Raw genomic sequence first — 25,835 nt, 5'->3', positions numbered from 1 at the left:
GAGCACATATGAAACTCGCCGCCTTTTTGCAAAAAGCCTATTCCGTTTTAAACCGTCTTGATTTGGTATTGCCCGAAGAACCCGGTAAAACCGACTGGAACGCTTTGGCTTACCGTTGGCACAGCGTCGGTAAAAAAGGGATTTTGGAGAGCCTGCCAAACCCGCATACATTCCCGCTTGACCGTTTGGCTGCCGTCGGGACGCAAACTGAAAAGCTCAAACGCAATACCGAGCAGTTTTTGGCAGGCCGCTCCGCGAATAATGTTTTGATGAGCGGTTCGCGCGGAACGGGCAAATCCTCGCTGGTCAAAGCCCTGTTGCACGAATATGCCGAACAAGGGCTGCGTCTGATTGAAGTTGATAAGAGCGATTTGGTCAGCCTGCCCGCGCTGCTTTTTTTGCTGAAAGACCGTCCCGAAAAATTCATCGTATTCTGCGATGACCTGTCGTTTGAAACCGGTGATGAAACCTACAAAGCCCTAAAAACCGCATTGGACGGCGGTTTGTCGCAAAGATGCAGCAAAGTGTTGGTGTACGCGACGTCCAACCGGCGCCACCTGATGCCTGAATATATGGATGAAAATATCGGGACAACGGGCATACGCGGCGAAATTCATCAAAAAGAAGCTGTTGAGGAAAAAATTTCCCTGTCCGACCGTTTCGGTTTGTGGTTGAGTTTTTATCCGTTTGATCAAAACGACTACCTCCAAGCGGTTGAAAATTGGTTGGATGATTTCGGCGTGGATTTTGATGAAACGGCACACAAGGCGGCATTGCAATGGGCGCAAATGCGTGGCAACCGCTCGGGGCGTTCAGCTTGGCAGTTTGCGTGCGATTGGGCGGGACGTTTGCCGGAACAACGGGTTTTGGATTGAGTTTTTGGGAAATAGGTCTGCCGTACTGAAATCTGCGGGAGGATAATGATTGGTAACGCTTTTTTCGCTTCAATTTCTTCCGACAGCATCGCTTTGAATCTCTATATGAGGTCTTTGCAAAATTCCCCAAAATCCTCTAAATTCCCCCCAAGACACTTAGGGGATTTTACATAAGCACCTTCTTCCAGCAAACCGCACAAGCCAGGCTAAGTGTGTCTGTTGCCGCCTAAAAGGCGGCCCGGATTCCTGATTATAAGGTGTCTGGGGAGAATTAAGGGGGTATTTGGGTAGAATTAGGAATAATTAGGGATAGAAACAGCCGAAAACCTGTGTTTGGGTTTCGGCTGTCGAGGGAATCGACAGGCTTAAAGAAAAGATAATTAATTGATGATATAGGTTTCACTTTTCACTGAGTGAAAGAACTAGGTCCTTGCAATCATCTTTCAGCCAAGCAAGGCTGTCTGCCTCAATACCCCTTTTGATTGGACTTGCTCTCGACAATCTGCCCATTGCCCGTAAGTATGACTTTCTGCATCAGTGCAGATATGCTTTGAGCAAGTCTTAAAGTGCCTTTAACCGGGCATTTATCACAGTCGTTAACGGCAGTGACTGCTGTACCGGATTCCATTTGCACTAATAACGCTGATCTGATCTTTTCAGCCCCGATAAACCAGGTCCGAATAACGTTAGCAATACCTACATCTGCGCACAGGATATTGGAACCTTGTCCGCTCAATCGGTGCCTGATTAGGCTCAACAGATGGGGAAGTGTACCTGACCAAGTTCTACGGTTAATGAGTTTTGCCAATGTCTCGGGTAGAAAACATTTTAAAAATATCAATCCATTGATATTTAATGTTATTTTTAATTTATATTAAAAACAATTCGGCACGCAGCATTAACAGAACCTAGTTCCATTACATGAATGCACTTGTGACTATCATAGGGATAACTAACTACGTCAATCCAAAGTAACCCGTTATTCACTCAGTGAACAAGGGCTTTTCCACGTTTCAAACCGCCATATGTCTGCCAATATTCATCCTTCTTTGAGAATGGGCTGAAAAAAATTTTAGGGCTTTTTGCTGCTAATATAGCAGGTACCGACATAGGCAATGGATGCGCACCTGACACTGTTGCTTATCCCAACGGTAAATCACCCGCCACGACGCAGTGTGGAACACAATCTGCCGTGGGCAATGAATTAACTAAGCTGCTTAAAGGCGAACTTTAAATTTGGAGAAAAAATGCAAACAGAAAGACGACTCAGGTTACCTGATGTCCGCCACATGGTTTGCTACGGCACTACGACCACTTACTGCAAGTCCTAATTATTCATATGGAGGATTGAATATGCTGAACCAAATCCAGTTGAAACGTTACGCCGAATTGTAAGGCTATACAGAAAAGGCTTTAAGGGACAAAATTAGCACTGGCGTTTGGGTAGAGGGACTAAACTACTACCGTGCGCCCGACCGCCACATCTTAATCAACGTAAAAGAGGTAGAAAAATGGCAACGAAACGAATACCAACCGGTGTAGTTATCCGCGATCGCAGTATCAAAATATGGTCCATGTATCGCGGGGTAAACGATGTTGGGAAAGCCTGCCGCTCAAGCCCACCACCGCTAACATCCGGCACGCTACTAAACTCCGGGAAGAAGTATGCACCCGAATCGCCATCGGCGTATTCGACTACGCCGAATTCTTCCCCGATTCCAAACGGGCTGAAGAAACGGAGCACAGCACCATGAAGATGATAATTGAAAATTATTTCCGCTGGATTGACTTGGCCGACAAGCAGCGTAAAAAGTCTAAAATCGAGCAGCTTTTTGATGGGAAATGTGCCAATAGTGTGCCAAAAAACACAAAAATTAAGATAAGTATTGGATACTTATCGGATATCTTGGTGGAGGCGGGGGGAATTGAACCCCCGTCCGAAAGTCCTCTACAGAGCGTTCTACATACTTAGTCGTGTCTATTTAAAATCTCGTTCCTATCATGCCGACCGACAGGCCTTCTAGAAACCAGTTACCTTGAATCTTATTTCCCACCAAGTAACCCGGCGGAAAACCAGTCAATGTAAGATGACGTTGCGGTAGCTTGCGCTACACAGCCCATTGACAGACTGCTGCAACGGCAGGCCTTAAGCGGCCAGTGCGTAAGTTTCGTCGTTTGCGACTATTTAGATTCAGTGTTTTACGGGAAATCTGAGACCCCGGTATGCCCGCATCTGCTTTGCAACCCCCGTCGAAACCAAGATCGCCCCCAGATGTGAAGGATTGATTATACGTCTACTAGGCTGTTTTGCCAAGCAGAACGGGTATAACAATGGTCGTCTGAACACGCAGTTCAGCTTTCAGACGACCTTTTACCTGCCCCTCTCTCGTTTCAGCCCTTCCCTTTCGCCGCCAACATATCCAGCATTCCCGCAAGATGACTTCTGCCCTCTTCCTTGCTCACAATCGGCTCGCCGCCTTTGCGCCCTAAAATCTTGATGTCTTCCTGCGGCATTTCATCTATGAAGCGGCTGGGTTCGGGGAACTGCCATGTGCCTTGTTTTTTGCGTTTGACGCAGTGGGTCAGCGTAAGCTGGCGTTTGGCGCGGGTGATGCCGACGTACATCAGGCGGCGTTCTTCTTCGACGTTGTCTTCTTCGATGCTGTCGTTGTGCGGCAGAATGCCCTCTTCGCAGCCGACGAGGAAAACGTATGGGTATTCCAAGCCTTTGGAGGCGTGCAGGGTCGAGAGTTTGACGGCATCGACTTCTTCTTCGCTTTTGCCTTCCAAAAGCGTCATCAAGGCGACGGTTTGGGCGAGTTCGATGATGTTTTTGCCGTCTTGCTCGCCTTTGCGCTCTAGCCAGCCGGTCAGGTCGCTGACGTTGCGCCATTTGATTTCGCCGGCTTTACCCTCTTCGCTGGCAAGCAGGTGGTTTTCGTAGTCGATTTCTTTGAGCAGGCTGTTGATGAGTTCGCCCGCTTCGCTGGTTTCGGCTTTGGCGCGGTAGCTGCCGAACATATCCATAAAGGCTTGCAGGTGTTGGCGGTTGGTGTTGTTCAATAGGGCAAGGGCTTCTTCGGTTTGTGCGGCTTCATACAGGCTACATTCGTGTTCGTGCGCGTAGGTGTTGAGCTTGCCCAGCGTTACATCGCCGATGCCGCGTTTGGGCGTGGTGACGGCGCGCAGGAAGGCGGGATCGTCGTTGGGGTTGGCAAGCAGGCGCAAATAGGACAAAACGTCTTTGATTTCGGCTTTGTCGAAAAAACTCTGCCCGCCGGAGAGTTGGTAGGGAACGCGCGCGCTGCGCAAGGCTTCTTCAAAAATCCGCGCCTGATGGTTGCCGCGGTATAACACGGCGAAATCGGCGTATTGGGTTTTGTCGCCGCCGACCAGCTTCTGTTTGACGATTTGGCTGACGACCCAGTCAGCTTCGTGTTGCTCGTTTTGGCAGGCAACGACTTTGACGATTTCGCCTTCGCCGAACTGCGACCAAAGTTTTTTGGTGAACAGCTTGGGGTTGTTTTCGATGACTTTGTTGGCGATTTTGAGAATCCGCGCGGTGGAGCGGTAGTTTTGCTCCAGCTTGATGACTTTCATCTGCGGATAATCTTCCTGCATTTTGCGCAGGTTTTCCATGTTCGCACCGCGCCATGCGTAGATGGATTGGTCGTCATCGCCGACGGCGGTAAACATACCTTCCGCGCCGGTCAAGAGTTTCATCAGCGTAAATTGGCAGGTGTTGGTGTCTTGGCATTCGTCAACCAACAGATAACGCAGCCGCCGCTGCCATTTGTTGCGTACTTCGCTGTTTTGCTGCAACAGCACGGCGGGCAGGCGGATTAAGTCGTCGAAGTCCACCGCCTGATAGCTTTGCAAGGTTTCCTGATAGCTCGCATACACGCGCGCAATTTGTTCTTCCCAGGCGTTGGAGGTTGTCTGAAGTACGTCTTCGGGCGTTTTCAAATCGTTTTTCCACAGGGAAATCTGGTGCTGCGCTTTGAATAAGGCTTCTTTTCCCGTGCCGCCCAAAAGTTCGCCGATGATTTTGGCGCTGTCGGTGGAATCGAGGATGGAGAAGTTTTTTTTGTAACCGATATGGTTCGCCTCTTCGCGCAGAATCTTCATGCCCAAAGAGTGGAACGTGCAAATCGTCAGCCCGCGCGTTCGCGACTTGGGCAGCATTTTGGCGACGCGTTCCTGCATTTCCGTAGCGGCTTTGTTGGTGAAGGTAATTGCGGCGACGGTATGCGGCAGATAGCCGACGTTGACAATCAAATGCTTGATTTTTTGCGTAATCACGCCGGTTTTACCGCTGCCGGCGCCGGCGAGCACGAGCAGAGGCCCGCCGAGGTATTTGACGGCGGCTTGCTGTTGGGGGTTGAGTTTCATGGGGAAAGAGTAGGGGAGTGTGTGTGGGAGAATTATATAACAGCCGTCGAAACGGGATGTAATGAGGAGATAAAAGGTCGTCTGAAACCTTATTTTAAAAAGATTTCAGACGACCTTGTTATCTTGGACGGGCTATTCCTCAGAAACGGAAAAGAAAAGTTTTCCCTGTTTCAATACGTTACCGTCTGCATCCGTAAGAGGAGATTGCGCTGCGGAAAACTTGATGACGGCAAGGCTTAAGCTGCCATTTTCAGTTAGCGCAGTGTTGATGATTTGTCCGGCTTCCGCATCTTCGGAAACCACGCCTACACCTGCTGCTTCCAATGAATCTCCGCTCAATACCGCCAGCCCGCGTTTTACTTGGCCTCGATATTGGGCGCGCGCAATAATTTCTTGACCGGGGTAGCAGCCTTTTTTGAAATGTACGCCGCCGATGATGTGTTGGTTGAGCATTTGCGCAACAGCGGTTTCTTTGGTCGCAGCAGAAATCCATGGATAGCCGCTGCGGATCTCGTGCAGATTCCACGCATTTTCGGCTTGGGCATCATATTCGGGAAGCAGCGCCGCCTCACCGATTTTCAGACGACCTTTATGGGGCAGGGGAATGGTATATACACCGTTTTCCAGTGATGCCTCAAAAGAAAGGCTGGGTGAGTCGGGCGGGGTAGCATGGCAGCTTTCATCGAGCATGCCTGCAACGGCAAAATCGGGTAGGGGGGTAAATTCAACTTTGGCGCGCAATACGAACATACGCAGCCGTTTCACAATCGATTCAGCCAAATCCGCTGCCATAACCAGCAATAAATCTTCCCCTCGGTTTAATACAACCATATTCGCCAAAACACGTCCCTTAGGTGTGTTGTAAGTCGCGTAGCAGGCATGATTTACAGGTAAGTGGTTAATATCATTGGATAGTTGGCCATGGAGAAATGAAGCGCGATCTTCTCCGCCGACACGGATGACGCTGAAAAAAGGTAAACGGCTTTGCATAGTGAATCCTTCTATAACCTGTTTCCCGATTAAGGGATTGCGGACAGGTATTCTAGCTTATTTCACTTAGGGAATGTAGTAAAATGAGAGCTTACCAAGCATCAACAAGAAAGAAACAGCATGATCGAATTATATGGAATCACAAATTGCGACACTGTTAAAAAGGCACGCAACTGGTTGGCTGAAAATAATATTGTGTACGAATTTTCCGATTTTAAGAAAAACGCCCCGAGCGAGGCAGTTATCCGCCAATGGCTGGAACAGGTTTCTTTAGAAATCCTGCTCAACAAACGTGGTACGACATGGCGCAAACTTGACGATGCCGACCGTCAAGCTGCCGAAAATAGTCCGGACGGGGCGGTCCGACTGATGGCGAAAAATCCAAGTTTGATCAAACGTCCGGTTTTGCGTAAAGAGGGCAGGGTTTACGTCGGATTTTCTGTCGAAAACTATCAGAAGATTTTTTCGGAATAAAACGTCGTCTGAAAGATGCGGAATCCTTGAAAAAACGCTACAATGCGCGTTTGCCATTAACCATTACGCCCTCAAACCAATATGTTCCATACCGTTGAAAAATATAAAACTCCCGCCCAAATCCTACTGGGTCTGATCGCGCTGACCTTTGTCGGCTTTGGTGTCGAAACTGCGAGAAACTCCGGCTCCGACTATATCGTCAAGGTCGGCAGCGAAAAAATAAGCGACCATACCTTGAATAATGCCGTACAGGCGGATCAGGCCGCAGGCGGCGGGCAAAGCCGCGAAGCCATATTTAGCGGGTTGGTTCAGCGTGCCTACCTGAAAGAGGGCGCAAAGATGATGGGCATAGACGTATCTATGGATCAGGTTAAGCAGGCTATTGTTGATGATCCGGCATTTCATGATGCCAACGGTAAGTTCAGTCAGGCATTGTTTACGCAATATCTGAGCCAACGCCGTATGTCCGAAGACCAATTTATTGATGATTTGCGCGAGCAGTTTGCCTTGCAAAATTTGATTAACCTGGTTCAAAACGGGGCAATTATCAGCGATTCTCAGGCAGAGCAGCTGATTAAGCTGACTCAGTCAAACCGTACCATCCGTTCATTTACATTCAGACCGGAAACATTTGCGGCACAAGTCAAAACGGATGATGCCACTTTGCAACGTTATTATGAAGCGCATAAAAAAGATTATCTGATTCCCCAAGCCGTGAAGCTTGAATACGTTGCCCTTAATGCAGCTCATTTGGCGGAGAAACAAAGCGTCAGTGCGGATGAAGTCAAAAAAGTATTCGACGAAGAAGTTGCCGCATTGCCACAAAATGCCCCCAAGCCTGAGTTCGATAAAGAAAAAGCACGCATTGAGGCTGCTTTGAAACTTAAAAAAGCCTCCGCCGATTTTAATGCTGCCAAAGAAAAGCTTGCTGAAGAAGCGTTTAATCATCCGAATTCCTTAGATGAGGCGGCGAAAAAACTAGGTTTGAAAATCGAAACTTCCGATCAATGGCTGACGCAGGCCGATGCCAAAGCAGCAGGTATGCCCGATGCGTTGACTAGCGCGGCATTCAGCGAAGATGTCTTGAAGAAAAAACACAATTCAGACATTATCAATATTGACAACAATACCGTTTGGGTCGTTCGCGCCAAAGAAGTCCGTGAAGAAAAAACAGCCGGATTTACCGAAGCGAGAGATAAAGTTCAGACTGCCTATGTCCGTAGCGAATCGGTAAAACTTGCCGAGAAGAAAGCGCAAGAAACTTTGGCGGACTTGAAAGCAGGAAAGAACGTAGATTTACAATGGTCGCCCATTGAGCAGTTATCAGCACAGGACGCTCGAAAATCCATGCCGCCCGAAGCCTACAACGAATTGATCAAAGCCCGCCCTGCGAATGGCAAACCGGCTTTTGCTTTGTTGGAAGGGCTGCCTTCGCCGGTTATTATGGAAGTTCAAAGCATTGCTGCACCGGAAAATGTTTCTGCACAAATTCCCGCCGCCAAACAGGCTTTGGTACAAAACCAATCTGCCAATATATTCAGCCGGTTGCTGCAATATCTGAGTAAGCAGATTGAGCAGGTTCTGGGTTCGCAAAAACTGGATAATTCTGCCGAATAAAACGGCACATTTTAAGCAAACGGTCGGATATTCCCGACCGTTTCGTTTACAAATCCCTCAAAGGTCGTCTGAAAAAATGAGTAAATCACCCGATGCGTTGACACGCCTGATTAACGCTTTGAAAGTTCTGCCCAATGTCGGTCCCAAGTCTGCACAAAGAATGGCACATCAACTTTTGCAGCATAAACGGCAGGAAGCCCAAAATTTGGTTGAGGCTTTGCAATACGCTTTGTTGCAGGTTCAGCATTGCCGGATGTGCAACAATTTTTGTGAAAGTGATTTATGCGAGATTTGTTCCGATGCCAACCGTGATCCCCGCAGGCTGATGATAGTCCATATGCCTGCCGATGTTTCTAATATGGAAACGGCCAATTGCCATGACGGACTTTATTTCGTTTTAATGGGACAGGTCAGTCCTGCCCAAGGCATGGATATTTCTCATATTTCTTTAGACAAACTGGTTGCGCGCCTGCAAAGCAGCGAAGTGGAAGAAATTATTATCGCAACCAACTTTACCGCCGAAGGTGATGCGACGGCCTATGTGTTGGCAGAACTATTCAAACCTTTGCCCTATAAAGTCAGCCGCCTTGCGCGAGGCATTCCTTTAGGAGGAGAGCTTGAATACGTCGATGCTGGCACTTTGGCACAGGCAGTATATGAACGGCGTATGTTGAAAACCGATTCGACGGAAGAGTAGGGCAATCAACGCTAACAATGACAAAGGTCGTCTGAAAATGTTCAGACGACCTTTGTTATGAAAAAATGATGTAACGAAATCAATCGGATAAATTATTTACAGCTTACGCCTTGAATTTGCGGAGACGAACCGCTGCCGACTTTAAATGTACAGGTTGTCGCGCTGTTGCCGGATACGGTAACAATCCCGCTACCCGCATTCAGGCTGACAGGCTCTTTAACACCCATCCCGACTGCAGTCGCAGCCAGTTTTTGGACGTCTGCATCAGAGTAAGATGTGTTATTTGAACTAATTTTGATTTCTTTTGCGTATGAATTGGCACTCAAAGCCAAGCCGGCAGCAATGATGGGCAAAACCAAAATTTTACTGATTTTCATGAGGTTGTTTCCTTTTTTAATAGAGGTTGTTTCCTTTTTTAATATCGGTAGTGTGTACCGTTTGCTCAGAATAAGGCCATATGACGGATTATGCAAGCCTCAGGGCGAAATTTACGGTACTTGGCAATTTGACCGTCGGCATTTACATACGGATGTCGGCTTATCGGAATGACTCGGACTAGGGCGGTATTTTACGGTACAATATCCGATTTTCAACATACACTGGAGCATTCGGATGGTTTCTTTGGAAACATGGATCGGACTTCGCTATCTCAGGGCGAAAAAACGCAATGGATTCATGTCGTTTATCACCATGATTTCAATTATCGGTATTGCATTAGGCGTTACCGCTCTGATTACCGTACTGTCTGTAATGAACGGTTTTCAAAAGGAAATCAGAGGGCAGTTACTGAATGTCGCCCCTCATGCTGAAATCGGTTATTACGATAATGGCAATGGGTTAGGGTGGCAAAACCTTCGTGAAATCGTCAAAGATAAAAAAGAAGTGCTGGCAAGCGCGCCTTACATATCCGACCAAGCCTTGCTTGCCAATGCGGGGGAAGTTAGAGGGGTTCAAATCCGCGGTATCTTGCCATCCGAAGAAAAGAATGTTGTAGATTATGGAAAAGATATGCCTGCGGGCAGTTTCGACAGTCTGAAACCCGGTAACTTCGATATTATTTTAGGAGAAGGCCTGGCTCAAGCTTTAGGCGCGGAAGTCGGAGGAAAAGTTACCGTTATCACCCCTGAGGGCAATGTTACCCCCGCAGGCGTCGTACCTCGTCTGAAACAGTTCAACGTCGTAGGCTTAGTCAAAACAGGCGTATATGAAGTAGACAATTCCCTGGCGATGACGCATATCCAAGATGCCCAAGTATTGTATAGATTGGGTGAAAATTTCGGCGGGCTGCGCCTGAAACTGGCTGATCCGCAAAATGCTCCCTCGTTTACTGCAAATTTAATCCCGCCTTCCAAAAAAGATTCAATTTGGGTTAGAGACTGGACGTTCAATAACCGCAGCTACTTTGAAGCAGTAGAGTTGGAAAAACGCATGATGTTCATCATCCTGACGTTGATTATCGCCGTTGCAGCCTTCAATTTGGTATCGTCCTTAGTGATGGCGGTAACGGAGAAACAAGCCGATATTGCCATTTTGCGCACATTGGGTCTTGCGCCATCAGGAGTTATGAAAATTTTCATGGTACAAGGGGCTTTTGCAGGCTTTTTTGGAACGCTTATCGGCGTGGTATGCGGCGTATTACTCGGTTGGAATGTCGGCAAAATCGTTGCATTCTTTGAAAAACTTTTCGGCGTTCACCTTATCAACTCACAAATCTATTTTATCGACTATTTGCCCAGCGACGTCAACATGCGGGATGTGGCGGTTATTTCCTGTATTTCTTTAGGATTGGCATTCCTTGCCACACTTTATCCAAGTTGGCGTGCAGCCAAAACACAACCGGCGGAGGCTCTACGATATGAATAACAATATTGTATTGAAATGCACAAATATCGGAAAAAGTTACAGGGACGGTTCATTAAACGTACAAGTATTGAAAAACCTGAATCTTGAAGTAAAAGAAGGAGAAGGTATCAGTATTATCGGTTCGTCAGGTAGCGGTAAATCAACCCTTTTACATATTTTAGGCGGTTTGGACAAACCATCAGAGGGGAAAATTACCCTGATGAATCAAGACATAAGCGATATGTCTCAGAGACAACTGGGAGAATTGCGCAATAATTATCTGGGTTTTGTTTACCAGTTCCATCATTTGCTGCCTGAATTTTCTGCACTTGAAAACGTAATGATGCCGCTTTTAATCGGCAAAAAAAACAAAGCGGAAGCAGAAACACAAGCTGCCGATATGCTCGAAAAAGTTGGATTGAAACAAAGGATATTACATCGTCCAAGCGAACTGTCAGGAGGTGAAAGACAGCGCGCTGCTATCGCAAGAGCCTTAGTTACACGCCCCAAATGCCTTCTGGCTGATGAACCGACAGGTAATTTAGATAGGAAAAATGCCCAAAACATTTTGGACATGATGATGGATCTGAAAACAGAATTAAATACAAGTCTGATTGTTGTTACTCATGATGATGAGCTTGCTGTACGGTTTGAAAGAGTAATGACCATGCAGGATGGATACTTACAAAGTAAAGCATGATATACAAATTCGCATAATATATATTATGTTAAATTTTATACTATCGTATCATTAAAAGGTCGTCTGAAAACTTTTTCAGACGACCTTTTCGATCATTCACACTTGATTAGTGTTGATGATGATGGTGTTCATGCCGTTCAGCCGCGCGTTTTGTTCCGACGGGCATAATCAGCGTTGCATACGACTTGCCCTCTTGGCAAACGCTTTTATCGGCATAGTTTGCCTGATGGACGGCTTTGATTTTCCACAAACCGTCGATCAAAGGAATCACGTTGACGACGCCGTCTTTATCCGTTTTCCCTGAGAAACCTTGAGGCTCGCGGTGGTCGTGCGTCGCCGCCAAATCCATTTCCGCTAGCGTATCCGAGCTTGCCGTTACCGTCGCTTTAGCCAACGGTTTGCCTTTATAAAGCACTTTAATCGGCAAAAGGCCGCCTGCCTTAACTTCATTCGGATTTTTAAGCGGAACCAGTTCCAACTCATGACCGACCGGACGGGTCAACACGCTTTCATCCACACCTGCGCTGCCCACTTGCAAAAACGCCTTGCCGAACATCTGGGCCTGTTCGCAATAAGTCGCGCCGGGCAGGTCTTTCAAGGTTTTCTGTTTCCAGCCTTCACTGTTTTGCGACCAGAACGTCGGTTTGTACACTGCGCCGACCCAATACGAACCGTCTTTCAGGCGGGATTTGGAAACATATTGGTAATTTTCGCCTTTATTCGTCAAATCAACGGTTTTCCCGGATTTGTCCGTCAATTGCAGCGGTTTGAAAATATGCACGCGGTCGTCGGCGATTTTTTCGACATTCGGGAAATCATGGCTGTAACCCAAATCCGCTTTCAACGTACCGCCCGAATCTAAACGCACCGGAGCCGACACCCACAAATCATGCGCCTGCGCCGCCATGCTCAAGCCCAATGCGCCAAGTATCCATAATTTTTTCATGTTTCTTCCTCAAATTTGATTGTTTACGGTTCAAAAGCCAACGGAAAGCCCGAAAAGCAAGGCAACCTTACTCTTTTTATTTCAAAATGTAAATATTATTGATGATTGTTTTTAGTTACAAAGAACTAGAAATCTATTTAGGCTGAATGATAGAAAACAAGAGGTCGTCTGAAACACCAAATTGCTTTTCAGACGACCTCTTGCTCATACTTTAAGAAAATCAAAAACGCCGCTTCAATTTGCAGGCTTGAAGGATATGGACGGCAAGTTCCTCCACCGATTTATCCGTCGTATTGGTGAACGGGATGCCGTGGCGTTTGAACATATTTTGCGCATCGGAAATCTCACTGCGGCAGGTATCGATTTTGGCATAAGTCGAATTCGGACGGCGCTCTTGACGGATGGCCTGCAGGCGTTCGGGTTGAATGGTCAGGCCGAACAGTTTGTCTTTGTAAGGTTTGACCATGCGCGGCAGGTCGGTGGATTCCAAATCGTCGGGAATCAGCGGGTAATTGGCGGCGCGGATGCCGTATTGCAGGGCGAGGTAAAGACAGGTCGGCGTTTTGCCCGAACGCGATACGCCCATCAGGATCACATCGGCTTCTTTCAGGTTTTTATCGCTGACGCCGTCGTCGTGGTTGAGCGAGAAATTGACCGCCTCCATACGCGCATCGTAGCGTTGCGTATTGCCGATACTGTGGTGCCCCTGCTCGGCGGCAACCGCCTCGGTGTTGAGTTCTTTTTCCAAAAGCCCGAGGAAGGTTTCGAAAAAATTGATATGGAAAGCGCCCGCTTTTTTGATGATTTCACGGATTTCGTCATTAACGACGCTGACGAAGGCAATCGGGCGCAAACCGTTTTCCTGAGCGTTGCGGTTGACTATTTCGACGACGGTACGCGCTTTTTCAGGCGTATCAATGAAAGGATAGGTGTGGCGTTTGAATTCGATTCTGCCAAACTGATTCAGCAGTGCCTCACCGATATTTTCAGCAGTCAGGCCGGTACGGTCGGAAATATAAAACACATGGCGCGGGGCGGTCATTCGGTTATCCTCTAAAATTTTAAATGGTTGCAGGCAGTCATCATAGCAGCTGAAACCTTCTAAATAAAGGGAATACGCTTAAATTACACCCAACTACACCAAAATCAAACTACTTTATAAACGCATTTTTATTCCAATAATTAAATTATCTTAAAATTTTATACCCATCAAAAACCTTTCCAAACTCTATCAATCAGTCATTAATCTATTTCAAACCTTATGTTTTACAAAGAAATAGACAATGGGAATAATGGTTTCTCCATCAGATTTCATTTGACTACACGCCTGAAGCCCGCAATTTTTCAGACGACCTGCAAATCACTCGGGACAGAAAAAGCATGACAGCAGCCGTTTGAATCGCTTAAAATAACAAAGCGTATTCGTTTCTTTTTTAACATATCTTGGATTGGACACACAAATGGCTGACAACTACGTAATTTGGTTTGAAAACCTGCGTATGACTGATGTTGAAAGCGTGGGCGGCAAAAACGCCTCCCTAGGTGAAATGATCAGTCAGTTGACTGAAAAAGGCGTCCGCGTCCCCGGCGGTTTTGCCACTACCGCCGAAGCCTACCGCGCATTCTTGGCGCACAACGGACTGAGCGAGCGTATTTCCGCCGCACTGGCACAACTGGATGTGGAAGATGTCGCCGAACTGGCGCGCGTCGGTAAAGAAATCCGCCAATGGATTTTGGATACGCCCTTCCCCGAACAACTGGATGCCGAAATCGAAACAGCATGGAACAAAATGGTTGCAGACGCAGGGGGCGCGGATATTTCCGTTGCCGTCCGTTCTTCTGCAACCGCCGAAGACCTGCCTGACGCATCGTTTGCAGGTCAACAGGAAACCTTTCTCAATATCAACGGCTTGGAAAACGTCAAAGCAGCCATGCGCCATGTATTCGCTTCTTTGTACAACGACCGCGCCATCTCCTACCGCGTTCATAAAGGCTTCGAACACGACATAGTCGCCCTCTCCGCAGGCGTGCAACGCATGGTGCGTTCCGACAGCGGCGCGTCCGGTGTCATGTTCACCCTCGACACCGAATCCGGCTTCGACCAAGTCGTTTTCGTGACTTCATCTTACGGTCTGGGTGAAAACGTCGTACAAGGTGCGGTCAACCCCGACGAATTCTATGTATTCAAACCCACGCTGAAAGCGGGCAAACCTGCCATCCTGCGCAAAACCATGGGTTCGAAACAAATCAAAATGATTTTTACCGACAAAGCAGAAGCCGGTAAATCCGTGATGAACGTCGATGTTCCTGAAGAAGACCGCAACCGCTTCTCCATTACCGACGAAGAAATCACCGAGTTGGCACACTATGCGCTGACGATCGAAAAACACTACGGCCGCCCGATGGATATCGAATGGGGTCGCGACGGCTTGGACGGCAAACTCTACATACTGCAAGCCCGTCCAGAAACCGTGAAATCCCAAGAAGAAGGCAGCCGCAACCTGCGCCGCTTCGATATCAACGGCGATAAAACCGTATTGTGCGAAGGTCGCGCCATCGGTCAAAAAGTCGGTCAAGGCAAAGTCCGCTTGGTGAAAGACGCCTCCGAAATGGATTCTGTGGAAGCAGGCGACGTACTCGTTACCGACATGACCGACCCGGATTGGGAACCGGTAATGAAACGCGCTTCCGCCATCGTTACCAACCGCGGCGGCCGCACCTGCCACGCCGCCATCATCGCGCGCGAACTGGGTATTCCTGCCGTAGTCGGCTGCGGCGACGCAACCGAATTGCTGAGCAACGGTCAAGAAGTTACCGTATCCTGCGCCGAAGGCGATACAGGCTTCATCTATTCCGGCCTGCTGGACGTACAAATCACCGACGTTGCCTTGGACAATATGCCCAAAGCGCCGGTTAAAGTCATGATGAACGTCGGCAACCCCGAACTCGCATTCAGCTTCGCCAACCTGCCGAGCGAAGGCATCGGCTTGGCACGCATGGAATTCATCATCAACCGCCAAATCGGCATCCACCCGAAAGCCTTGTTGGAATTTGACAAACAAGACGATGAATTGAAAGCGGAAATTACCCGCCGCATCGCCGGCTACGCCTCCCCTGTCGACTTTTACGTCGATAAAATCGCCGAAGGCGTGGCGACATTGGCCGCATCGGTTTATCCTCGTAAAACCATCGTCCGTATGTCCGATTTCAAATCCAACGAATACGCCAACTTGGTCGGCGGCAGCATTTACGAACCGCACGAAGAAAACCCGATGCTGGGCTTCCGCGGTGCGGCGCGTTATGTCGCCGAAAGCTTCAAAGAATGCTTCGCGCTCGAATGCAAAGCCCTCAAACGCGTCCGTGACGAAATGGGTCTGACCAACGTCGAAATCATGATTCCGTTCGTCCGCACTTTGGGCGAAGCCGAAGCTGTTGTCAAAGCTTTGAAAGAAAACGGTTTGGAACGCGGCAAAAACGGCCTGCGCCTGATTATGATGTGCGAACTGCCGAGCAACGCGGTATTGGCAGAACAATTCCTGCAATACTTCGACGGCTTCTCCATCGGCTCCAACGACATGACCCAACTGACCCTCGGCCTCGACCGCGACAGCGGCTTGGTGTCCGAATCATTTGACGAACGCAACCCTGCCGTCAAAGTGATGCTGCATTTGGCAATCTCTGCCTGCCGCAAGCAAAACAAATACGTCGGTATCTGCGGTCAAGGTCCGTCAGACCATCCGGACTTTGCCAAATGGTTGGTTCAAGAAGGCATCGAAAGCGTTTCCCTGAATCCGGATACCGTCATCGAAACTTGGCTGTATTTGGCTAATGAGTTGAATAAATAAGATTTTTTATAAAATCTAAAAATCCCCCATCCCTAAAGCGGACGGGGGATTTGTTTTAGCCATCTAACGGCAGATATAATTTGACTTTATTTTACGCTGAGTAAAATATGCTTCTAATCAAAAAGATAAAATTCTGCCGCCATTTGACATTCATAAAACATCTCAAAAGCCGATGAACCTTCACCCAAATAAAGCGTCTGAAGACAATTCATTCACTGATTTTTATTAAATAGACATATGATGAACACCATTCCTATTTTTCAGACGACCTTCAAACGACTAAGCCCTTTCTGCCTGGCACTTTTTTTGGCTGCCTGCGCCGGAAGCGGTTCACCGACAGACAGAGTCCCGGACGGATATTACAGAGTCAAGTCCGGCGACACACTATCCCAAATTGCCAAACGCCACGGCCAAAGCATCCATACATTGGCATCTTGGAACAACCTGCAAGACACCTCTAAAATCGAAGTAGGTCAAGTCTTACGCGTCCGACGCAATACGCGCCCTATTTCCCAATCAAAGCAAGCAACTCAGGCCGTCGTACCGATCAACCGCTTGAACTTACAATGGCCTGTTGAAAACGGACGCAACTCCGTTATCAAGCAATACAACGGAACAACCAATAAAGGCATCGATATAGCAGGCACACCCGGAGAACCTGTAAAATCCGCAGCTGCGGGGAAGGTATTGTATGTCGGAGAAGAAGTACGGGGTTACGGCAAACTGATTTTAATCAGCCACAATGATTATGCGATTACAGCTTATGCACATAATGATGCCTTACTGGTACAAAAAGACCATCAGGTCGCAGCCGGCCAGCAGATTGCAACGATGGGCAGCACAGACACCGACAGCGTAAAGCTGCATTTCGAAGTCCGTCTGAACGGCAAAGCCGTCAATCCTATGCCATACTTGCCCAATTAACATCCTCAAACTTCAAAAGGTCGTCTGAATACTCTCTTCCGACTTTCAGACGACATTTGTAGCTCCGCATAAGTTTATCGGAATGCCGCCATCTATCTCCCATCCAACTACTTTTTCCAAGCCGGAGCGGACAGATGTGGCAACCGTTTTGCAATGATTTCACTATATTATCCAGTCAATCAAACATTGTGATATACTAGCCAGCTAATTTTCCTGCCTTTTGCAAGCAACGGACGATAAAAGCCCCGATGGGTCGGAGCCGCTTTTGCAGTCATCATTGGTAAAAGGATTCCCATTTTTTATTTAACACAACAAATTAAGGTCTTACGATGAGCGTAACTGTCGAAACTTTAGAAAACTTGGAACGCAAAGTAGTGCTGTCTCTGCCTTGGTCCGAAATCAACGCAGAAACCGATAAAAAACTGAAACAAACCCAACGCCGTGCAAAAATCGACGGTTTCCGTCCGGGTAAAGCCCCTTTAAAAATGATTGCCCAAATGTACGGTGCAAGCGCTCAAAATGATGTCATCAACGAAATGGTCCAACGCCGCTTCTACGATGTTGCCGTTGCCCAAGAATTGAAAGTTGCCGGCTATCCGCGTTTCGAAGGCGTTGAAGAACAAGACGATAAAGAATCCCTGAAAATCGCTGCGATTTTCGAAGTGTTCCCTGAAGTCGTTATCGGCGATTTGTCTGCACAAGAAGTCGAAAAAGTAACCGCTTCCGTCGGCGATGCCGAAGTGGACCAAACCGTAGAAATCCTGCGCAAACAACGCACCCGCTTCAACCATGTTGAGCGCGAAGCCCAAAACGGCGACCGCGTCATCATCGACTTCGAAGGCAAAATCGACGGCGAACCTTTCGCCGGCGGCGCATCCAAAAACTACGCCTTCGTATTGGGCGCAGGTCGAATGTTGCCTGAATTTGAAGCCGGCGTAGTCGGCATGAAGGCAGGCGAAAGCAAAGACGTTACCGTCAATTTCCCTGAAGACTACCACGGTAAAGACGTTGCCGGTAAATCCGCTGTCTTCACCATCACATTGAACAACGTATCCGAACCCACCCTGCCCGAAGTTGACGCTGACTTCGCTAAAGCATTGGGTATCGCCGACGGCGACGTTGCCAAAATGCGCGAAGAAGTGAAGAAAAACGTGGGCCGCGAAGTTGAGCGCCGCGTGAACGAACAAACCAAAGAATCTGTAATGAACGCGCTGCTCAAAGCCGTAGAGCTGAAAGCGCCTGTTGCTTTGGTAAATGAAGAAGCCGCCCGCTTGGCAAACGAAATGAAACAAAACTTCGTCAACCAAGGCATGGCTGACGCTGCCAACTTGGATCTGCCTTTGGATATGTTCAAAGAGCAAGCCGAACGCCGCGTATCTTTGGGTCTGATTTTGGCCAAACTGGTTGAAGAAAACAAACTGGAACCGACTGAAGAGCAAATCAAAGCCGTTGTTGCCAACTTCGCAGAAAGCTACGAAGATCCTCAAGAAGTGATCGACTGGTACTACGCAGAGCCTTCCCGCCTGCAAGGTCCGACTTCTTTGGCAGTAGAAAGCAACGTCGTTGATTTCGTTTTGGGCAAAGCCAAAGTAACCGAAAAAGCTTTGTCTTTTGACGAAGTGATGGGCGCACAAGCCTAATCATCTTCAAAAGGTCGTCTGAAACAGGCAACTTGAAAGCACCAAAGCCCCCCCTTTGGTGCTTTCGCAACATTGACAGGAGACAAAAATGTCCTTCGATTTCAATAATTACCTCGTTCCTACCGTTATCGAACAAAGCGGCCGCGGCGAGCGTGCATTTGATATTTACTCGCGCCTTTTGAAAGAGCGCATCGTATTTTTGATTGGCCCGGTAACCGACGAGTCCGCCAATTTGGTGGTTGCCCAGCTGTTGTTTTTGGAGAGTGAAAATCCGGACAAAGATATTTTCTTCTACATCAACTCTCCCGGCGGTTCGGTAACGGCAGGCATGTCGATTTACGACACCATGAATTTCATCAAGCCCAACGTTTCCACTTTGTGCTTGGGACAAGCGGCAAGCATGGGCGCATTCCTGCTCTCGGCAGGCGAGAAAGGCAAACGCTTCGCCCTGCCTAACAGCCGTATTATGATCCACCAGCCTTTAATCAATGGCGGTTTGGGAGGTCAGGCATCCGATATTGAGATTCATGCCCGCGAGCTTTTAAAACTCAAAGAAAAGCTCAACCGCCTGATGGCGAAACACTGCGGACGCGACTTGGCAGATTTGGAACGCGACACCGATCGCGATAACTTCATGTCTGCCGAAGAAGCCAAAGAATACGGCTTGATTGACCAAGTTCTGGAAAATCGCGCTTCTTTGCAAGTTTAAATGTTTTCGCAAAAATTAAAGGTCGTCTGAAAACTGTTTAAAGGTTTTCAGACGACCTTTGCCTTGTTATAAAATCCTTTTATCGACCCACTAATATGGAACCCATATTTTTTACTCAGCCTTTTAACGGCGTATCGCCGTTCAAACTGCGGTGCGGCTTCACAGTGTTATAAAAATTAACAAAGCGGCACAACTCCTTTTGCCGATGTTCCGGACTCTCAAACGACTGTTTCTCATGCCACATCTCCATCAGGGTACGGATAACCCGCTCCGCCTTACCGTTGGTCTGCGGACGGGCAACCCGGGTAAACTTTTGACCAATCCCGTTCTCGTAACAGGCTACACCGAAAGCATGGTTGGCCGAGCCTTTGTATTCCGTACCGTTGTCGGAGTAAACGCACTCAATCAGGTATGGGCAGGGATCAATCAGGTGTTCGGTCAGAAACTTGGCGGCACTGTCTGCGGTTTTGTCCGGCAAAATGGCGGCGTATAGCTCCCTTGAGAAATCGTCGATGGCGACAAACAGGTAGTCCCGCTTAACGGTTGTTGGTACTGGTTTGGGGTTTGAGCAGTCTGCCTCTTGCGGCTTTAAGCGTGCGGTAAATGGTGATGCGGCTGACTTGGTAGCGGTGTGCCAGGGAGGTGACGCTTTCCTTTTCTGCGCGTAGGCCAGCCAAATGGCTTGGAGCTGTGCGAGGTGAGACGGATGTTTTTGTGTATGTTCATGTTTCAGTATTCTCCTGGAAATACTGTAAGCAATGCTGCTGGTTTCTATCCAATACCTGTCCCGGCACTGCACCATCGCCAAACAGCTAAACTGCCACAAAAGCACCATCAGCCGCGAAATCAAACGGCACCGTACCCAAGAGCGGCAATACAGTGTCGAAAAAGCACAACGGCAAAGCCGTCTTACCAAACAGCGCAAGCGAAAACACTATAAGCTCCATTCGCAACTGACTCAGCACATCGACACCCTTATCCGCCGCAAACCCAGTCCTGAACAAGTATGCGCCTACCTGCGCAAACACCACTAAATCACGCTCCATCACAGCACCGTTTACCGCTACCTCCGCCAAGACAAAAGCAACGGCGGCACGTTGTGGCAACACCACAGAATATGCAGCAAACCCTACCGCAAACGCTACGGCAGCACATGGATCGGAGGCAAAGTGCCCAACCGCGTCGGCATAGAAAACCGCCCTGCTATCGTCGACCAAAAAAACCGCATCGGCGATTGGGAGGCCGACACCATCGTCGGCAAAGATTAGAAATTGGCTGCGAAACGCCAAGTGTTTTATTCTTGAATCTGTTTCAATCACCGGTACCATAGTTGTTGCACTTGAAATCCGAATCCCAGGACCTTTTACCAAATCTTATTCGACGGTTTCAGATAGCGTCCGTCATCAAACGTATTAATCCACTGCGGCCTTAACGCAATAAAAATAGCAACAGTAATACCGCTTAAAAACGCTTCCGCCCATGCAATGAGGAAAAACACGGGAAATGCCGTACTCCACAATGTCGTTTCAGGAAAAGCCCGCACCCTGTCCAATATAGCAACCAAAACGCCCCCGGTCAGCAGCATGCCTGCTGCGGATGCTAAAAAACCATTGACAAAAATGAAGATAAAAATATTGGCAGGAAGCCAGTTGACCCAGGCGCGCGACAGCAAATTGACCGCCAGCGCAGGCAGAAACAGCGCAAGCGCATTGACCGGATAAGCCTGCCAATCTGAGCCGAATATCCAGACATAGGGCAAATACAGCAACGCACAGACCCAAAATGCCAGCGGCACGCCGAGCATCAAGGCAATCAGGTTGACCGCCAACAGATGGTAACTCATCCCCGCAAGCTGCCCGCCGTCAGGGGTGGCATTCAAGCTCCAGACCGACGCCAAAATAATCCCTGCCAATGCGGCTGCCGAACCATGTTTTCGAAAATCACGATAAGCCTTCGGCGCGGATAATGCCAACAATAAAACCAACACGCACCACGCAGCGGCCAAAATCAAACCCGAAAACCATCCCGTTTGGAAAAGCATATATCCTCAATGTTTAAAAAGCGTTTCAGACGACCCGATTATAGTGGAAACAAAGCCTTGTCGGTTTTGTTTCACTCTAAAAAGCGTTAGAATAACGGACTTTGCTTTTTTGACTCGGGAAAATTTTAATATGTTGTGGAGCGTGCTGATTATTATTTTATTGCTTGCCATCGGCATCGTGTTTTTACTGCACAAAAAACAAGAACAAGATTGGGAACGCGAGCTGACCCGTCTGAAACGCGGCAGGGATTTTGACGAAAATCCGGACGAAGCATACGAACTTGCAGAAGAAGCAAAAACCACAGGCAACAAAACCATCGCCCGCCTGCGTCTTTTAGCGGCGCAACACGACTACAAGAAACGTACGCAAACGCTTTCAGACGACTCCTCTTTCTCTCCAAGCTCGCTGGCGGAGGCTATGGGTGCATTCCAAGTTTCCCCTTCCGTACAAGAAGATGCGGCAGATTCATCGCCCGCATACGAAACGTCGTCTGAAACCGATTTCGAGCCGGAATACCTCCACGAGCCTGAATTTCCCCAAACACCCGACATCCCCCCTAAAAAAGTCCGTCCAAATGCCCACAAACCTGAGCAATATCCGGAAATCGTACCGTTCGAAACGTCCGATACGCCGGAATATACGCCCGGCTTGGTAACGGGCGGTGCCTTCGAAGAGATTACTTTGGAAGAAGCCACCCGCTCGCTGACTGAAGCTGCCGTCCAAGAATGGGAAGAACATCAAACCGCCAAACAAAACCCCGTTGCCATCACTACTGAAAGCGAACCGGAAATCCGTTTGGTACGGACATCGGTTACACCGATGAAAGGTTTGGAAGTCATTGATTTCAACGACCCTGTCTTACGCCGTACGCGCGAACGCGTTAAATCTTATGTGGACAGCATTCACCTGGAAAAAGCCGGCCGACCCCATATCGAAACGGCACAAACCGCTTTGCGTACTGCCGAACGTGAATCCGTCCCCTCTACGGCCAACTATTACGGTCAAAAAGACGAAATCAACGTCATCGACATCCAAAACAATCTCGCCATGCGCCGTGCCGCTCGCGACAAACTTGCCGCAGCCGTTGCCCCTGTGCGCGGATACCAGCCTCAAATTATTGAAGATGAGGATATTTTTGCCAATCTGAAACTGCCCGCAAACCGCCGCCGCATGCTCAAGCACTCCGAAGCTGCTGCAGGAAAAATAACCCGCCGACAATTTTCTCAACAGGAAGCCGAAAGTATCAAACAACCAACGGCGAAAGCCACATCATCCTTCTCCGCAAGAAACCAAGCCCCTATCGCCAGCCGAAAAGCGGCGGTTCCCGCCAAACTGTCCCGCACCGTTCGTGAAAACACTTTTATTTCCCGTCCGCCCGCTCCTGACGCAACCGTCATCGAACCGCCTCCCGTACCGCCCGTACCGGCACCTGCGGTCGATATTCCGAAACCGCCCAAATTCGATTTACCCGAAAACAAAATCGACATTCCCGAACCACCCGTGTTCCTTAATCATCCGTCCGTTTCCGTATTTGAATCGGAAGTTAACGCACACATCAGCAACAATCCGGAAATCTCCATACATGATTACCTGATTCGCGAATCGGCAAGCGACACAATTAAGGACGTTGATTCCGAAACAGACAACGATACCGCGGATGTATTCGGACGCGACCTGCCACACGAGCAAACGTCGTCTGAAAATATTGAAACCAATAAAACACCGTGGTTTGACGGTGACGATGATTGGGATGCGGCTTCAGACGACCTTACCAACCCGCAGACGAACAGTATCCATCTGCCGACTACCGCCCTGCTCCTTCCGCCCCAGTTCGACCCTGCCGCTACGCAAACCGAAGAAGAATTATTAAACAACAGCATCACCATCGAAGAGAAACTGGCGGAATTCAAGGTCAAAGTCAAAGTCGTGGATTCCTATTCCGGTCCGGTGATTACGCGTTACGAAATCGAACCTGATGTCGGCGTGCGCGGTAATTCGGTCATGAACCTCGAAAAAGACCTTGCCCGTTCGCTCGGTGTTGCCTCTATCCGCGTTGTCGAAACCATTCCTGGCAAAACCTGCATGGGCTTGGAGTTGCCGAACCCGAAACGGCAAATGATACGCCTGAGCGAAATCTTCAATTCACCCGCGTTTGCCGAATCCAAATCCAAGCTGACGCTCGCGCTCGGTCAGGACATTACCGGTCAGCCCGTCGTTACCGACTTGGGCAAAGCGCCGCATTTGCTGGTTGCCGGTACGACCGGTTCGGGTAAATCGGTCGGCGTTAATGCCATGATTTTATCTATGCTCTTCAAAGCGACACCTGAAGACGTGCGCATGATTATGATTGACCCGAAAATGCTGGAATTGAGCATTTACGAAGGCATTCCGCACCTGCTCGCGCCTGTCGTTACCGATATGAAGCTGGCGGCCAATGCGCTCAACTGGTGCGTCAACGAAATGGAAAAACGCTATCGTCTGATGAGCCATGTAGGCGTGCGCAACCTTGCGGGCTTCAATCAAAAAATCATGGAAGCTGCCGCACAAGGCATGAAAATTGCCAACCCGTTCAGCCTGACGCCTGATGATCCCGAACCTTTGGAAAAACTGCCGTTTATCGTAGTCGTGGTTGACGAGTTTGCTGATTTGATGATGACCGCAGGCAAGAAAATCGAAGAACTGATTGCCCGCCTCGCCCAAAAAGCCCGCGCGGCAGGTATTCATTTGATCCTTGCCACGCAACGCCCCAGCGTCGATGTCATCACAGGTCTGATCAAAGCCAACATTCCGACACGCATCGCTTTCCAAGTATCCAGTAAAATCGACAGCCGCACGATTCTCGATCAAATGGGCGCAGAAAACCTGCTCGGACAAGGCGATATGCTGTTCCTGCCGCCCGGTACAGGTTATCCGCAACGTGTCCACGGCGCATTCGCTTCAGACGACGAAGTACACCGCGTAGTCGAATATTTGAAACAATTCGGCGAACCCGATTACATCGACGATATTCTGATGAGCGGCACAACCGACGATCTGCCGGGCATCAGCCGCAGCAGCGACAGCGAAGTTGATCCGATGTATGACGAAGCCGTCTCCGTCGTTCTGAAAACGCGCAAAGCCAGCATTTCCGGTATCCAACGCCAATTACGCATCGGCTACAACCGCGCCGCCCGCCTGATTGACCAAATGGAAGCAGACGGCATCGTTTCCCCTGCCGAAACCAACGGCAACCGTACCGTTTTGGCACAAAGCAGCGAACATTTGGACTAAAGCCACACCAGAGCAGGGAAAAAGCCGATTGCCGTTGCAGTTTCCCCTGATTTTGGTACAATACCGCCATTCATTCTTACACAGACAAGCCGCCGAGATTTGGGCGGCTTGTATTTTTATTTTCATTTTGCGGATTTTATAGTGGATTAAGTTTAAACCAGTACTGCGTTACCTCGCCTTAGCTCAAAGAGAACGATTCTCTAAGGTGCTGAAGCACCAAGGTGAATCGGTTCCGTACTATCTGTACTGTCTGCGGCTTCGTCGCCTTGTCCTGATTTAAATTTAATCCACTATATATTTACCGCATTTTTTACTAGGCAAAAGCAGTCCAAACGCTTTTGCGGAGATGACAAACCATGCAAAAAATTCCATTGACCGTACGCGGCGCAGAATTGCTCAAACAAGAATTGCAACGCCTCAAAAGCGTCGCCCGTCCCGAAATCATCGAAGCCATCGCCGAAGCCCGTTCGCACGGCGACTTGTCCGAAAACGCAGAATACGAAGCCGCCAAAGAAAAACAAGGCTTTATCGAAGGACGAATTTCCGAGTTGGAACACAAATTGTCCATGGCGCACATCATCAATCCCGCTGAAATCCACGCAGAAGGCAAAATCGTCTTCGGCACGACCGTAACGCTGGAAGATTTGGAAACCGAAGAACACGTTACCTATCAAATCGTCGGCGAAGACGAAGCAGACATCAAAGAAGGCAAAATCTACGTCGGCTCCCCCATTGCCCGCGCCCTAATCGGCAAAGAGGAAGGCGATGTCGCCGAAGTACAGGCCCCCGGCGGCGTACGCGAATACGACATTATTTCGGTTCAATATATCTGATTGCCCCGAATAGCCGATATAAAGAGAACAGAGGTCGTC

General features: G+C 48.7%; 19 protein-coding genes, 1 other RNA gene and 2 pseudogenes. 13 read left to right on the top strand and 9 right to left on the bottom strand.

The genetic code is table 11. The features are described from left to right. Nucleotides 1-8: 8 nt before the first annotated feature. Nucleotides 9-875, top strand: a complete 867-nt coding sequence (locus RSJ68_05025) for an ATP-binding protein (GenBank protein ID WNU98083.1) — start codon at nucleotides 9-11, stop codon at nucleotides 873-875. A gap of 466 nt (nucleotides 876-1,341) precedes the next feature. Here RSJ68_05025 and RSJ68_05020 read toward each other — a convergent pair whose 3' ends face one another. The 4 genes from RSJ68_05020 to RSJ68_05005 all read right to left on the bottom strand — a co-directional run bounded on the left by RSJ68_05020 (nucleotide 1,342) and on the right by RSJ68_05005 (nucleotide 6,257). After that, nucleotides 1,342-1,611 carry a hypothetical protein gene (locus tag RSJ68_05020; protein ID WNU98082.1) on the bottom strand — a complete coding sequence of 90 codons (270 nt, stop codon included), beginning with the start codon at nucleotides 1,609-1,611 and terminating at the stop codon, nucleotides 1,342-1,344. 1,171 nt (nucleotides 1,612-2,782) lie between these two features. After that, nucleotides 2,783-3,145, bottom strand: a transfer-messenger RNA (tmRNA) gene (gene ssrA / locus RSJ68_05015). A gap of 121 nt (nucleotides 3,146-3,266) precedes the next feature. Next, complete coding sequence (gene rep, locus RSJ68_05010; GenBank protein WNU98081.1) at nucleotides 3,267-5,267, bottom strand: DNA helicase Rep; 2,001 nt, start codon at nucleotides 5,265-5,267, stop codon at nucleotides 3,267-3,269. A 132-nt stretch (nucleotides 5,268-5,399) separates the two neighbouring features. Further along, nucleotides 5,400-6,257 carry a folate-binding protein gene (locus tag RSJ68_05005; protein WNU98080.1) on the bottom strand — a complete coding sequence of 286 codons (858 nt, stop codon included), beginning with the start codon at nucleotides 6,255-6,257 and terminating at the stop codon, nucleotides 5,400-5,402. A 120-nt stretch (nucleotides 6,258-6,377) separates the two neighbouring features. On the opposite strand from RSJ68_05005, the gene RSJ68_05000 reads away from it, so the two are divergent. From RSJ68_05000 to recR, 3 genes are all read left to right on the top strand, one after another. Continuing rightward, a complete protein-coding gene (locus RSJ68_05000) occupies nucleotides 6,378-6,731 on the top strand; it encodes an ArsC family reductase (GenBank protein ID WNU98079.1) in 354 nt (117 codons plus the stop codon). Nucleotides 6,732-6,812: 81 nt separating this feature from the next. Further along, nucleotides 6,813-8,348, top strand: a complete 1,536-nt coding sequence (locus tag RSJ68_04995; GenBank protein WNU98078.1) for a SurA N-terminal domain-containing protein — start codon at nucleotides 6,813-6,815, stop codon at nucleotides 8,346-8,348. Between the two features lie 76 nt (nucleotides 8,349-8,424). Beyond that, entirely contained in the window at nucleotides 8,425-9,045 is a 621-nt protein-coding gene (gene recR, locus RSJ68_04990) for a recombination mediator RecR (GenBank protein WNU98077.1), read from the top strand. A gap of 92 nt (nucleotides 9,046-9,137) precedes the next feature. Here the strand turns inward: recR and RSJ68_04985 are convergent, their stop codons facing one another. Beyond that, nucleotides 9,138-9,422 carry a hypothetical protein gene (locus tag RSJ68_04985; GenBank protein ID WNU98076.1) on the bottom strand — a complete coding sequence of 95 codons (285 nt, stop codon included), beginning with the start codon at nucleotides 9,420-9,422 and terminating at the stop codon, nucleotides 9,138-9,140. 235 nt (nucleotides 9,423-9,657) lie between these two features. Here RSJ68_04985 and RSJ68_04980 point away from each other — a divergent pair, with 235 nt between their 5' ends. Continuing rightward, complete coding sequence (locus tag RSJ68_04980; protein ID WNU98075.1) at nucleotides 9,658-10,908, top strand: lipoprotein-releasing ABC transporter permease subunit; 1,251 nt, start codon at nucleotides 9,658-9,660, stop codon at nucleotides 10,906-10,908. Then, complete coding sequence (gene lolD, locus RSJ68_04975; protein ID WNU98074.1) at nucleotides 10,901-11,587, top strand: lipoprotein-releasing ABC transporter ATP-binding protein LolD; 687 nt, start codon at nucleotides 10,901-10,903, stop codon at nucleotides 11,585-11,587. Before RSJ68_04980 ends, lolD begins: the two co-directional genes overlap by 8 nt. A 106-nt stretch (nucleotides 11,588-11,693) precedes the next feature. Here the strand turns inward: lolD and RSJ68_04970 are convergent, their stop codons facing one another. Together RSJ68_04970 and RSJ68_04965 are read right to left on the bottom strand one after the other, a co-directional pair. After that, complete coding sequence (locus RSJ68_04970; protein WNU98073.1) at nucleotides 11,694-12,533, bottom strand: DUF4198 domain-containing protein; 840 nt, start codon at nucleotides 12,531-12,533, stop codon at nucleotides 11,694-11,696. Between the two features lie 220 nt (nucleotides 12,534-12,753). Further along, nucleotides 12,754-13,575, bottom strand: a complete 822-nt coding sequence (locus tag RSJ68_04965; protein ID WNU98072.1) for a pyruvate, water dikinase regulatory protein — start codon at nucleotides 13,573-13,575, stop codon at nucleotides 12,754-12,756. 418 nt (nucleotides 13,576-13,993) lie between these two features. On the opposite strand from RSJ68_04965, the gene ppsA reads away from it, so the two are divergent. The 4 genes from ppsA to clpP all read left to right on the top strand — a co-directional run bounded on the left by ppsA (nucleotide 13,994) and on the right by clpP (nucleotide 19,651). Continuing rightward, nucleotides 13,994-16,378 (top strand): phosphoenolpyruvate synthase, encoded by a 2,385-nt coding sequence (ppsA, locus tag RSJ68_04960; GenBank protein WNU98071.1) that lies wholly within the window; start codon nucleotides 13,994-13,996, stop codon nucleotides 16,376-16,378. Between the two features lie 237 nt (nucleotides 16,379-16,615). Further along, nucleotides 16,616-17,302, top strand: a complete 687-nt coding sequence (locus RSJ68_04955; GenBank protein ID WNU98070.1) for a peptidoglycan DD-metalloendopeptidase family protein — start codon at nucleotides 16,616-16,618, stop codon at nucleotides 17,300-17,302. Between the two features lie 329 nt (nucleotides 17,303-17,631). Then, nucleotides 17,632-18,942 carry a trigger factor gene (tig, locus tag RSJ68_04950; GenBank protein ID WNU98069.1) on the top strand — a complete coding sequence of 437 codons (1,311 nt, stop codon included), beginning with the start codon at nucleotides 17,632-17,634 and terminating at the stop codon, nucleotides 18,940-18,942. An 88-nt stretch (nucleotides 18,943-19,030) separates the two neighbouring features. Beyond that, nucleotides 19,031-19,651: an ATP-dependent Clp endopeptidase proteolytic subunit ClpP gene (gene clpP, locus RSJ68_04945; GenBank protein ID WNU98068.1), complete on the top strand. Its 621-nt coding sequence runs from the start codon at nucleotides 19,031-19,033 to the stop codon at nucleotides 19,649-19,651. Between the two features lie 115 nt (nucleotides 19,652-19,766). Here the strand turns inward: clpP and RSJ68_04940 are convergent. Next, nucleotides 19,767-20,377: pseudogene (locus tag RSJ68_04940) on the bottom strand (integrase core domain-containing protein). Nucleotides 20,378-20,409: 32 nt separating this feature from the next. Between RSJ68_04940 and RSJ68_04935 the strand changes: the two are divergent. Continuing rightward, nucleotides 20,410-20,913 (top strand): annotated as a pseudogene (locus RSJ68_04935) (IS30 family transposase). Nucleotides 20,914-21,014: 101 nt separating this feature from the next. Here RSJ68_04935 and RSJ68_04930 read toward each other — a convergent pair. Then, on the bottom strand, nucleotides 21,015-21,692 hold the full coding sequence (locus RSJ68_04930; protein WNU98067.1) for an energy-coupling factor ABC transporter permease: 678 nt from the start codon (nucleotides 21,690-21,692) through the stop codon (nucleotides 21,015-21,017). A 130-nt stretch (nucleotides 21,693-21,822) separates the two neighbouring features. Between RSJ68_04930 and RSJ68_04925 the strand changes: the two genes are divergently transcribed. Beyond that, the gene (locus RSJ68_04925; protein ID WNU98066.1) at nucleotides 21,823-24,963 is read left to right on the top strand and encodes a DNA translocase FtsK; all 3,141 of its coding nucleotides are present in this window, start codon (nucleotides 21,823-21,825) and stop codon (nucleotides 24,961-24,963) included. Between the two features lie 356 nt (nucleotides 24,964-25,319). Continuing rightward, entirely contained in the window at nucleotides 25,320-25,796 is a 477-nt protein-coding gene (greA, locus tag RSJ68_04920; protein WNU98065.1) for a transcription elongation factor GreA, read from the top strand. The last annotated feature ends 39 nt before the right edge of the window (nucleotides 25,797-25,835 follow it).

Origin of the sequence: Neisseria sp. DTU_2020_1000833_1_SI_GRL_NUU_006 (assembly GCA_032388755.1) — a bacterium.
GTDB classification, from domain to species: Bacteria; Pseudomonadota; Gammaproteobacteria; order Burkholderiales; family Neisseriaceae; genus Neisseria; species Neisseria sicca_C.
The sequence above is the reverse complement of the archived record's forward strand: the minus strand, read 5'-3'. Positions and strand labels throughout refer to the sequence as shown.

What these genes read in the sequence shown, in the direction of transcription:
- RSJ68_05025 (WNU98083.1), top strand. Translation starts at nt 9, where the DNA reads ATGAAACTCGCCGCCTTTTTGCAAAAAGCCTATTCCGTTTTAAACCGT.
- rep (WNU98081.1), bottom strand. Translation starts at nt 5,267, where the DNA reads ATGAAACTCAACCCCCAACAGCAAGCCGCCGTCAAATACCTCGGCGGG.
- RSJ68_05005 (WNU98080.1), bottom strand. Translation starts at nt 6,257, where the DNA reads ATGCAAAGCCGTTTACCTTTTTTCAGCGTCATCCGTGTCGGCGGAGAA.
- RSJ68_05000 (WNU98079.1), top strand. Translation starts at nt 6,378, where the DNA reads ATGATCGAATTATATGGAATCACAAATTGCGACACTGTTAAAAAGGCA.
- RSJ68_04995 (WNU98078.1), top strand. Translation starts at nt 6,813, where the DNA reads ATGTTCCATACCGTTGAAAAATATAAAACTCCCGCCCAAATCCTACTG.
- recR (WNU98077.1), top strand. Translation starts at nt 8,425, where the DNA reads ATGAGTAAATCACCCGATGCGTTGACACGCCTGATTAACGCTTTGAAA.
- RSJ68_04985 (WNU98076.1), bottom strand. Translation starts at nt 9,422, where the DNA reads ATGAAAATCAGTAAAATTTTGGTTTTGCCCATCATTGCTGCCGGCTTG.
- RSJ68_04980 (WNU98075.1), top strand. Translation starts at nt 9,658, where the DNA reads ATGGTTTCTTTGGAAACATGGATCGGACTTCGCTATCTCAGGGCGAAA.
- lolD (WNU98074.1), top strand. Translation starts at nt 10,901, where the DNA reads ATGAATAACAATATTGTATTGAAATGCACAAATATCGGAAAAAGTTAC.
- RSJ68_04970 (WNU98073.1), bottom strand. Translation starts at nt 12,533, where the DNA reads ATGAAAAAATTATGGATACTTGGCGCATTGGGCTTGAGCATGGCGGCG.
- RSJ68_04965 (WNU98072.1), bottom strand. Translation starts at nt 13,575, where the DNA reads ATGACCGCCCCGCGCCATGTGTTTTATATTTCCGACCGTACCGGCCTG.
- ppsA (WNU98071.1), top strand. Translation starts at nt 13,994, where the DNA reads ATGGCTGACAACTACGTAATTTGGTTTGAAAACCTGCGTATGACTGAT.
- RSJ68_04955 (WNU98070.1), top strand. Translation starts at nt 16,616, where the DNA reads ATGATGAACACCATTCCTATTTTTCAGACGACCTTCAAACGACTAAGC.
- tig (WNU98069.1), top strand. Translation starts at nt 17,632, where the DNA reads ATGAGCGTAACTGTCGAAACTTTAGAAAACTTGGAACGCAAAGTAGTG.
- clpP (WNU98068.1), top strand. Translation starts at nt 19,031, where the DNA reads ATGTCCTTCGATTTCAATAATTACCTCGTTCCTACCGTTATCGAACAA.
- RSJ68_04930 (WNU98067.1), bottom strand. Translation starts at nt 21,692, where the DNA reads ATGCTTTTCCAAACGGGATGGTTTTCGGGTTTGATTTTGGCCGCTGCG.
- RSJ68_04925 (WNU98066.1), top strand. Translation starts at nt 21,823, where the DNA reads ATGTTGTGGAGCGTGCTGATTATTATTTTATTGCTTGCCATCGGCATC.
- greA (WNU98065.1), top strand. Translation starts at nt 25,320, where the DNA reads ATGCAAAAAATTCCATTGACCGTACGCGGCGCAGAATTGCTCAAACAA.